The sequence below is a fragment of the Nocardioides sp. genome (genome assembly GCF_035481145.1).
In the GTDB taxonomy this organism is placed as follows: domain Bacteria; phylum Actinomycetota; class Actinomycetes; order Propionibacteriales; family Nocardioidaceae; genus Nocardioides.
Genome location: NZ_DATIHB010000151.1, coordinates 1 through 8,880 on the forward strand (window position 1 = coordinate 1; position 8,880 = coordinate 8,880).

Annotated in this window: 11 protein-coding genes; 6 read left to right on the plus strand and 5 right to left on the minus strand. The window is 71.2% G+C overall.

All coding sequences use genetic code 11. The features are described 5' to 3' along the window. From VLF38_RS12770 to dnaK, 3 genes are all read right to left on the minus strand, one after another. On the minus strand, positions 1 to 499 hold a 499-nt coding region (locus VLF38_RS12770; RefSeq protein ID WP_325271625.1), incomplete at its 3' end, for a DnaJ domain-containing protein. A 30-nt stretch (positions 500 to 529) separates the two neighbouring features. Beyond that, positions 530 to 1,144, minus strand: coding sequence for a nucleotide exchange factor GrpE (gene grpE, locus VLF38_RS12775; RefSeq protein WP_325271626.1), 615 nt, complete (start codon positions 1,142 to 1,144; stop codon positions 530 to 532). Continuing rightward, positions 1,141 to 2,997: a molecular chaperone DnaK gene (gene dnaK, locus VLF38_RS12780; protein WP_325271627.1), complete on the minus strand. Its 1,857-nt coding sequence runs from the start codon at positions 2,995 to 2,997 to the stop codon at positions 1,141 to 1,143. The genes grpE and dnaK overlap by 4 nt, the downstream gene beginning before the upstream one ends. A gap of 233 nt (positions 2,998 to 3,230) precedes the next feature. On the opposite strand from dnaK, the gene VLF38_RS12785 reads away from it, so the two are divergent. The 5 genes from VLF38_RS12785 to VLF38_RS12805 are packed head-to-tail and all read left to right on the plus strand — an operon-like array spanning position 3,231 to position 6,807. After that, the gene (locus VLF38_RS12785) at positions 3,231 to 3,620 is read left to right on the plus strand and encodes a hypothetical protein (RefSeq protein WP_325271628.1); all 390 of its coding nucleotides are present in this window, start codon (positions 3,231 to 3,233) and stop codon (positions 3,618 to 3,620) included. Further along, positions 3,617 to 4,330: a hypothetical protein gene (locus VLF38_RS12790; protein ID WP_325271629.1), complete on the plus strand. Its 714-nt coding sequence runs from the start codon at positions 3,617 to 3,619 to the stop codon at positions 4,328 to 4,330. Before VLF38_RS12785 ends, VLF38_RS12790 begins: the two co-directional genes overlap by 4 nt. Next, a complete protein-coding gene (locus VLF38_RS12795; RefSeq protein ID WP_325271630.1) occupies positions 4,327 to 5,649 on the plus strand; it encodes a hypothetical protein in 1,323 nt (440 codons plus the stop codon). Before VLF38_RS12790 ends, VLF38_RS12795 begins: the two co-directional genes overlap by 4 nt. 2 nt (positions 5,650 to 5,651) lie before the next feature. Beyond that, entirely contained in the window at positions 5,652 to 6,086 is a 435-nt protein-coding gene (locus tag VLF38_RS12800) for a hypothetical protein (protein WP_325271631.1), read from the plus strand. Positions 6,087 to 6,093: 7 nt separating this feature from the next. Next, the gene (locus VLF38_RS12805) at positions 6,094 to 6,807 is read left to right on the plus strand and encodes a hypothetical protein (RefSeq protein ID WP_325271632.1); all 714 of its coding nucleotides are present in this window, start codon (positions 6,094 to 6,096) and stop codon (positions 6,805 to 6,807) included. Positions 6,808 to 6,837: 30 nt separating this feature from the next. Here VLF38_RS12805 and VLF38_RS12810 read toward each other — a convergent pair whose 3' ends face one another. Further along, positions 6,838 to 7,458 carry a hypothetical protein gene (locus tag VLF38_RS12810; protein WP_325271633.1) on the minus strand — a complete coding sequence of 207 codons (621 nt, stop codon included), beginning with the start codon at positions 7,456 to 7,458 and terminating at the stop codon, positions 6,838 to 6,840. 103 nt (positions 7,459 to 7,561) lie between these two features. Between VLF38_RS12810 and VLF38_RS12815 the strand changes: the two genes are divergently transcribed. Continuing rightward, positions 7,562 to 8,188, plus strand: a complete 627-nt coding sequence (locus VLF38_RS12815) for a hypothetical protein (protein WP_325271634.1) — start codon at positions 7,562 to 7,564, stop codon at positions 8,186 to 8,188. On the opposite strand, the gene VLF38_RS12820 is transcribed toward VLF38_RS12815, so the two are convergent. Continuing rightward, positions 8,163 to 8,880 (minus strand): sucrase ferredoxin (locus VLF38_RS12820; protein ID WP_325271635.1); only part of this gene is annotated, 718 nt, incomplete at its 5' end. The genes VLF38_RS12815 and VLF38_RS12820 overlap by 26 nt on opposite strands.

Below are 8,880 nucleotides of genomic sequence, written 5' to 3' on the forward strand. Positions count from 1 at the left end.
CGTGGCACGTGGCACAGGGCGCCTCGCTCGCCAGCCGGAGGCTGATCGTCACGCCCTCCATCGCGTCGGTGAACGAGATCGTCGCCGTCGTCTCCTGGTCAGCACCCTTGCGGGGCCGCGGACGGGCGCGCCCGCCACCGCCACCGCCACCGAAGAGGTCGCCGAACATGTCGCCGAAGCCGCCTCCCCCACCAGCGCGGTCGCGCAGCAGGTCGTTGAGGTCGAAGCCCTGGGCGCCACCGAAACCGCCCGGGAAGCCCGCTGGCATCGAACGGAGCTCGTCGTACTGCTTCCGCTTCTCGGCGTCGCCGACGACGTCGTACGCCTCGGCGACCGCCTTGAACTTCTCGTGCTTGGCGTTGTCGCCGGGGTTGGAGTCGGGGTGGTTGGCGCGCGCCAGCTTGCGGTACGCCTTCTTGATGTCCTCCTGCGAGGCGTCCTTCTTGACGCCCAGCTCGGCGTAGAAGTCCTTCGCCGCCCAGTCAGCCTTCGCGCTCATGCGCGCACCTCCTTTCCCTGCTCCGGATTCTTACTCGACCGGGTCGACCACGAGGACCTGCGCCGCGCGGACGACGCGGTCACCGATCTTGTAGCCGGTCTTCGCGATGTGCTGACAGGTGGTGACCGCGACCTCGGCATCCGTGCCGAGGTGCGTGAGCGCCTCGTGCAGCTGCGGGTCGAACGGGTCGCCCGGCTCGCCGAAGCGGGTCAGGCCCAGGTTGGTCACCACGCGGTCGAGCTGGTCGGCGACGGCCTTGAAGCCGCCCTCGAGCTCACCGTGCTCGCGCGCCCGGTCGATCGTGTCGAGCACGTCGATGATCGGGCTGAGCACCTTGTACGTCGCGTTCTCGGCGACGACCTCACGGTCGCGGTCGACGCGCTTCTTGTAGTTGACGTACTCCGCCTGGAGGCGCTGGAGGTCGAGCGTGCGCTCCTCCAGCGCCATCTTCGTGACAGCCAACTCGTCGGCCTCGGCCTGGTCGACCGGAGCCTCGACCTCGGTCTCGTTGGCCATCTCCGCCGCTTCGTCACCGAAGCCGTGCGGCGCAGCGGCCGCACCGGCCTCGGCCGCTACGTCGTCACCCTCCGGCGCCGCCGCAGGCTCCTCCCGCGGCGGCTCCGGGTTGAACGGTGCGTCGGTCACTTGCCAGAGCCGTTCGAGTCGGTGTCCTCGTCGATGATCTCGGCGTCGACGACGTCGTCGTCCGCGTCACCGGTGGCCTCGCTGGCACCGCCGGCAGCGGCCTGGTCGGCCTCCGCGGCGGCGTACATCGCGGCACCCATCTTCTGCGAGGACTCACCGAGCTTGCTCACGCCGGCGGTGAGCTCCTCCGCCGTGGCGTCGTCCTTGGCGAGGGTCTCCTTCAGGGCGTCGACGTCTGCCTGGACCTCGGTCTTGACCTCGTCCGGGACCTTGTCGGCGTTCTCCGAGAGGAACTTCTCCGTGGAGTAGACGAGGGTGTCGGCCTGGTTGCGGACCTCGACGGCCTCGCGACGCTTGGCGTCCTCCTCGGCGAACTGCTCGGCCTCCTTGACCATGCGGTCGATCTCGTCCTTGCTGAGCGCCGAGCCACCGGAGATGGTCATCGACTGCTCGCGGCCGGACGCGTGGTCCTTGGCCGAGACGTGGACGATGCCGTTGGCGTCGATGTCGAAGGTCACCTCGATCTTCGGCACACCACGCGGAGCCGGCGGCAGACCGGTCAGCTCGAAGTTGCCGAGGGGCTGGTTCTGCGACCACATCTGGCGCTCGCCCTGGGCGACCTTGATCTCGACCGACGGCTGGTTGTCGTCAGCGGTCGTGAAGATCTCCGAGCGCTTCGTCGGGATCGTGGTGTTGCGCTCGATGAGGGTGGTCATGACGCCGCCCTTGGTCTCGATGCCGAGCGAGAGCGGGGTGACGTCGAGGAGCAGGACGTCCTTGACCTCGCCCTTGAGCACGCCAGCCTGGAGCGCGGCGCCGACGGCGACGACCTCGTCGGGGTTGACGCCCTTGTTGGGCTCCTTGCCACCGAGCAGGTCACGCACGACGTCGCTGACGGCGGGCATGCGGGTCGAGCCGCCGACGAGGACGACGTGGTCGATCTCGGCGACAGGGACACCGGCGTCCTTGAGGACGTTCTGGAAGGGGACCTTGGTCCGCTCGAGCAGGTCGGCGGTGATCTTCTGGAACTCCGCGCGGGTCAGCTTCTCCTCGAAGTGGAGCGGCCCCTCGGCGCCGACGGTGATGTACGGAAGGTGGATCTGCGACTCGCTGGACGACGAGAGCTCGATCTTCGCCTTCTCCGCGGCCTCCTGGAGGCGCTGCTTGGCCATCTTGTCGGCCGCCAGGTCGACGCCGTGGTTGGCCTTGAACTTCTCGACCATCCACTCGACGACGCGGTTGTCCCAGTCGTCACCACCGAGGTGGTTGTCACCGGAGGTCGCCTTGACCTCGACGACACCCTCGCCGATCTCGAGCAGGGAGACGTCGAACGTGCCGCCACCGAGGTCGAAGACGAGGATCGTCTGGTCGTCGCCCTTGTCCAGGCCGTAGGCGAGCGCAGCCGCGGTGGGCTCGTTGACGATGCGCGCGACGTTGAGACCGGCGATCTCACCGGCCTCCTTGGTCGCCTGGCGCTGCGCGTCGGAGAAGTACGCCGGCACGGTGATGACCGCGTCGGTCACCGGCTCGCCGAGGTAGGCCTCCGCGTCGCGCTTCAGCTTCTGCAGGATGAAGGCGCTGATCTGCTGCGGGTTGAAGGTCTTGTCGTCGATCTGGGTGGTCCAGGACTCACCCATGTGACGCTTCACCGAGCGGATGGTGCGGTCGACGTTGGTGACCGCCTGACGCTTGGCGACCTCACCGACGAGGACCTCGCCGGACTTGGCGAAGGCCACGATGGACGGGGTGGTGCGAGCGCCCTCGGCGTTCGCGATGACGGTGGGCTCGCCACCCTCGAGGACGGCGACGACGGAGTTCGTCGTGCCGAGGTCAATGCCGACTGCGCGGGCCATGGGGTTCCTCCGTGTGTGGTGCTTGGGTTGTGGGGCACCCGGAGCCGTGACGCGGTCCGGGAAGTTCTGGTGACGGCCATCCTGCCGCTCTGGCGGACAGTCTGACAAACAACTTGAGTGCGTTCAACTCAACTTTGTTCGTAGGTGCCAACGCAGCTCTCGAGCCCGTCATTCCCGTCGCCGGGGAGTTCTCCCCATGGCCCTCCGCCCCGGCCCCGACCTACCTTCGCCGCATGCTCGGTGGAGACCCGGCCGACCTCGTGGCCCTGGCGCGACGTCTGTCCACGACGTCGGAGACGATCGGCGGCGTGGCCAGCGCGACGCCCCACGCTGCCATCTGGACAGGCGTGGCCGCCACCTCCCACCGTGCGCGGCTCGAGGCGATCCTGCTCGACCTCACCGCGCTCCAGGGAGACGTCGACGACGCCGCCAGGGCTGTCGCCGACCTCGCCGCCGTCGTCGAGGAGCGGCAGCAGTTCCTCCTCACCGCTTGGAACCAGGCCCGCGAGGCCTTCGACAACGCCGTGGACAGCACCGTCGACGGCGCGCAGCAGGTCTGGTCGTACGCCGAGGACGCCGGCGGCTGGGCGAAGGACCGACTCGAGGACGTGAAGTTCTGGTGACCACGCACGACAGGCTCAGCGAGGAGCAGTGGGCTGCCGCGGTGGCTGCCGCCGGTCTCACGCCCGAGGGGGCGCTCGCCCCGCTGGCACCGGCAGGGGCCCCGGCCGCGCTCGAGAGCGTGCGGCGCCTCGCGCCCCTCCGTCACCCGGAGATCACCGTCGACCTCCTCGCGGCGCACGGACCCCGGGGGTGGACCGCCCGCCTCGCCGCTGACGCAAACGCGCACGCCAGCGCCGTCCGCACCCTCGTGACCGGGCGGCCGGATGGCCGGATCGGTGTGGTCCCCGGCCTCGAGCTCGGCCACGGGACCCGCGCCGAGCTGCTCGGCTCGATCCTGCGCCTGGTGCCGGGCCTGGAAGACGGAGCGGCCTCCCCGGAGGCCATCACCGTGCCGACCGAGCACGTCGGAGCCGTCATCGCAGCGACGAAGGAGGAGGACGCGCGGACGCGCTCCGCCCTGCTCGACCTCCTCGGCTGGGACGACATCCCCGACGAGGTCGCGTCCCTGACCCGGATCGACGGCGACCTCACCCTGACGATCGCAGCGCCGGGTCGGCGTACGCGCCTGATCCGGCTGCTCCACGGCCACGAGGGATGGATCAGCACCTCGATCGGCCGGCACGGCATCAGCTACCGCCGGGCCACCGGGCCCTGGCTCACGACCGAGCTCACCTGGGAGCTGGTGGCGGCACTGGAGGTCGCGCGATGACCAGCCTCGCGGTCGAGTACGCCGAGCTGTCCGCGCTCGCAACAGCGCTCCGGTGGCAGTGCGACCAGGTCGGCGACCACGCCCTGTCCCTCACGACGTCCGCAGCGAGCGGCGACATCGCACAGGCCGTCCTGCTCGCGCCCGTCGAGGCCGCCGCGGCCGAGGGAGCCATTCTCGAGGCGGCCGTGAAGGCGGACCTGATGGTGCTCGAGCTCGGGGCGCGCGCACTCGCCACCGACACGGCGGCCGAGCTCTACAGGCTTGCCGACGAGATCGCCCAGGCGGGCAGCGACGCCGCGGCCGCCGTACGGGCGAAGGCCGCAGAGGAGTGGGCGGAGTTCACCGCGTGGGCCTATGAGGAGGCCTACCCGTGGCTGATCGACAGCGGCATCACGGTGGCGATCATCGGCGCCCAGGTGGTCCTCATCGACCAGTTCGGCCTGCCGCTGGTCTTCCTCGTCACCGGTGGCCACTGGCCGACGCTGAGCCACGAGGACGCAGCAGCCGGCCTGCTCGCGCTGCTCGACAAGATCCCGTTCCACGACATCGACCCGGAGCTGAGGGACCCGGACCTGAAGGAGAACGACGCGTACGACGGCATGCGGGTCGACCTCGAGCAGCTGATGAACTTCGAGACCGACGCCTACAACAAGCCGAAGGGCGACAGCGCCCAGCCCCAGGTCGTGATCACGAAGGTCCTGGGCCCGGACGGGGTCGAGCGATGGATCGTCAACATCCCCGGCACCGAGCCGTCGCGGATCCTGGGGCCCACCGGCATCGACACCGACCTCGCGACGATGGGCTCGGCGACCAACGCGAGCGAGCAGTCGGAGCTGTCGCAGGCCATCGTCGAGGCGATGAAGGCGGCCGGCGTCGACGACAGCGGCCTCGACGTGATGCTCTCCGGGCACAGCCTGGGCGGCATGGTGGCCGCGGACATCGCCTCCGACCCCGAGCTCGTCGAGAAGTTCCACATCAGGGCGGTCACGACCCAGGGGTCGCCCATCGCGCACTACCCGATCACCGACGGTGTCGAGGTCCTCGCCTTCGAGCACAACCAGGATCCCGTGCCCCAGCTCGATGGTTCCGACAACCCGGACCGCCCGAACTGGACGACCGTCGCGGTCGACAACCCGACGCGGTCGATCGATCCGCTGGACTCACACGGCCAGGACCAGTACACGACGACCATGGCCGGCGAGCGCGACCCCGACACCGATGTACGGTCGGGCGGCTACGTGGTCGCGCCGGACAGTGCCATCAGCGGTTTCATGGGGACCGTGGAGTCCCAGCAGACCTCCCGGCTCGAGGAGAAGTGACGATGAAGCGCATGGGAGTCCTGGTCGCGACCGCTCTCCTCACCCTCGTGACCGCCTGCAGCCAGAAGGAAGAACCGGGGTACGACGTGATGGAGACCAACGAGCTGATCGCGCAGATCGAGGCACTCCCCGGGGTGACCCGGGTCGACATCAACGGCAACGACTCGGCGGGGGTCGGCGGCAGCCAGCCGGCGTACCACGGCCAGGTCCGCGTCCAGGAGACGGCGGACCCGCTCGAGGTGCTCGACCACGTGCTGGCGATCCTGTGGCAGGGCATGGAGGGAGCCGCGCTCGACGTCGCGGTGCGCCGGGGCGACACCTTCTACGACACGCGATCGGTCCACCTCGGCGCCAACCGGCTCGAGGAGCGGTACGGCGAGCAGCCGGGGACCGGCGTACCCCCGACGGACGAGCCGCCTCTCGAGCTCGCCGAGTGAGGTCCTGGTGACGACCCAGGGCAAGCTGACCGAGGAGCAGTGGGCAGGTGCTGCGCGGGGTGCAGGCGCCAGCTTCTCCGGGCCACTCGCCCCGCTGATCACCGGTCCGTCCACCACCGGGGAGTGGACGACCGCCGTCGCGGTCCTGGCCGCCGGCGACGTGTCCGTCGACGTCCTCGGCTCGCGCAGCGGACAGGCCTGGCTCGGCCGCGTCGCCCGCCGCGGAGTGGCGCACGCGTCCGCCGTGCGCACGCTCGTCCCCGGACCCTCCGGCAGCGAACACGTCGGCGTCGTGCCCGGCCTGGAGCTGAGCCGCGGCACGGGCGGCATGATCGAGTCGGTCCTCCGGCTCGTGCCGGGAGTGCGTGGGAGTGACGCCAGCCCTCCCGTCGCCGCCGTGCCGAGCGCGCAGGTCGGTGCTGTCTTCGCTGCCCTGCGGGACAGCTCGGGCCGGGCCCGTCGCGCACTCCTCGACCAGCTCGGCTGGCGCGACGTGCCGGAGGAGATCGCCTCCCTCGACCGCGTCGACGGCGAGCTGTCGCTGACGGTGACCGCGCCGGGGCGGCGTACGCGGGTGATCCGGTTGCTCCACGGCCGACGGGGCTGGGTTGCCGTGGAGATCAGCGCTGACGGGCTCCGCTACCGCCGGGCCACCGCGGGGTGGCTGCGCGCCGAGCTCGCCTGGGAGCTCACCGCTGCCATGGGCGTCGAAGCCGGCTGACGCCGGGGTTCGTGCGCCTGGCGGGGCGCCTCAGTCCTCGTAGTGGACGCGGACCTCGTTGGACTTCTTGCCCGTCTCCGGGTCACGCACCTGCCAGACGAAGGTGCCGCTCTTGTAGGTCGTCACGAAGGCCTGGAAGACACCGCCGTAGACGTTGGCGTCGAGGTTGAACTCCTGCCAGCCCTCGCCGTCCTTGTCGTACCAGATGTCGAGGACCGCGCCCTCACCACCGTGATAGGTGCCGCTGAGCATGACCTCGTCGCCGGCCTCGACCGAGCCGTCGGAAGCCTGCAGCGCGATGTCGCGGTCGCCGGTGGCAGCCGTCGGCGACTCCGATGCACTCGCCGAGGCGCTCGGCGTGGCTGACTCACCGACCCCGAGGGGAGCGCTCGAGCTCTCCGAGGGAGTCGGGGTCTCCACGGGCGCGAGCGTGATCAGCAGACCCGAGTCGAGCTCGGTCGGCTCGAGCGGCGGCAGCGAGAGTGACTCGCCGGCGGCAACGCCGTCGGTCGAGCCGCCGCCCCCACCGGTGAGCCCGACGAGGCGGGTGCCGAGGAGGGCGATGATCGCCGCGAGCAGTCCGATGACGAGGGCGACGGCGACCAGCGCCACCAGGCCGTTGGCGACCGGGCTGTCGTTCTCTTCGTCCACGCTTGCTGCTCCAGGGGTCGGGTCAGATGCCGGGCCATCGTCGCACAGACAGCCCCGCCGGGGCGGATCCGGACGTACAGTGGGGGCAGGGAGGGGAGGCCCGATGGAGAACCAGGTGAACCATGCCCGGGCGGCACTCGACGTGCTGGCCGCGCTGCAGGGAGGTCCGGTCGCCGCACCGGAGGCACGGCGCGAGGTCGCGCCCGCGGCGGCTGCTGCTGTCGTGCCTGTTGTGCCCGCCTCGGCGCCGGCAGTTGTCGCGCGCGCGGCGGTGCCGGCAGCCATGGCAGTCGCGACCGGAGTGGAGACGATCCAGACCCGTCCGCGCTCGTGGGCGCGCCGCGCCACCGGCGTGCTGCTCCTGGTCTCGCTCGTCGCGACCGGGCTGACCGGCTGGGCGGCATGGGCGGTCCGCGACACGACGCTCGGCGGCCTCGCGCTGATCCTGGCGGCGCTGGCGGCTGGGCTCTGGTTCCTCCGCGTGCTCGCGGTGCCGACCACCGTGTCGCTGCTGGGCCCTCGCCTGGAGATCACGCAGGCCGGCCGCCACCACGTGTGGGACCTGGCCAGCCCCTACTCCCCCGTCGACCACGTGCGCGGGCGCCCCGGCCGTCCGGGGTGGAGGGTCGTGCTGCGCAACGCCGACGGGTCGACGTTCACGGTCGACGGGTCGATGGTGCCGGCGAAGCGGTTCACCGAGATCCTCAGCCGTTACCGGCCCGAGCTCTGACCGACACGACCCGCCAGGTGGTCGACGACTTCTCGGCGAGGTCGGCACAGCTCTGCCGGGAGGGTGCTGTCGGCTGTGCCGTGACGACCGCGTCGTGCAGGCCCACGGCCGAGCGGAAGGTGACCGCGCCGCTGCCCTCGACGGTCGCATCCGAGACAAGGGTGAGCGCGTCGGCGGCGGTCAGCCCGAGCTCACCGAGGAGCGCGACCTCGGCGGCCTGGACCTGCGGCGCGTACGCCGTGCGCCCGCGCAGGTGCGACGGCACCACGTCGCCCCGGCGCACGGCCGCGCCGATCGCGACGCCCACCTCGGCGTCCACCCGTCCGTAGGACATGCCGTCAGGCAGGGTCAACGCCGCCACCGCGAACCGATGCCCACCGAGATGGGTCGTCTCCCAGGTCTCCTCCGGCAGCTGCGCCGCGACCGCCTGCGCCACCGGTCGACCGAACTCCGCGCAGCAGACGTCGCGCCGTCCGTTGGTGCAGATCAGCAGCAACGGGCCGGCGTACGGCTGCCAGCCGGGTCCGCGGCGCGTGAGATCGAGGTCCAGGCCACCGAGCGCGGCGCGGTCGTCGAGCACCTGCGTGTCGAGCCGCCCGGAGGAAGGGTGGGCCAGGAAGACGCGGTACGCCGGGCCGGCGGCGCCGCGCTCGCCCGGGCGCCGGATCAGCTGGACCCGGACACCGTGCGCG

What these genes read in the sequence shown, in the direction of transcription:
- dnaK (WP_325271627.1), bottom strand. Translation starts at nt 2,997, where the DNA reads ATGGCCCGCGCAGTCGGCATTGACCTCGGCACGACGAACTCCGTCGTC.
- VLF38_RS12785 (WP_325271628.1), top strand. Translation starts at nt 3,231, where the DNA reads ATGCTCGGTGGAGACCCGGCCGACCTCGTGGCCCTGGCGCGACGTCTG.
- VLF38_RS12795 (WP_325271630.1), top strand. Translation starts at nt 4,327, where the DNA reads ATGACCAGCCTCGCGGTCGAGTACGCCGAGCTGTCCGCGCTCGCAACA.
- VLF38_RS12800 (WP_325271631.1), top strand. Translation starts at nt 5,652, where the DNA reads ATGAAGCGCATGGGAGTCCTGGTCGCGACCGCTCTCCTCACCCTCGTG.
- VLF38_RS12815 (WP_325271634.1), top strand. Translation starts at nt 7,562, where the DNA reads ATGGAGAACCAGGTGAACCATGCCCGGGCGGCACTCGACGTGCTGGCC.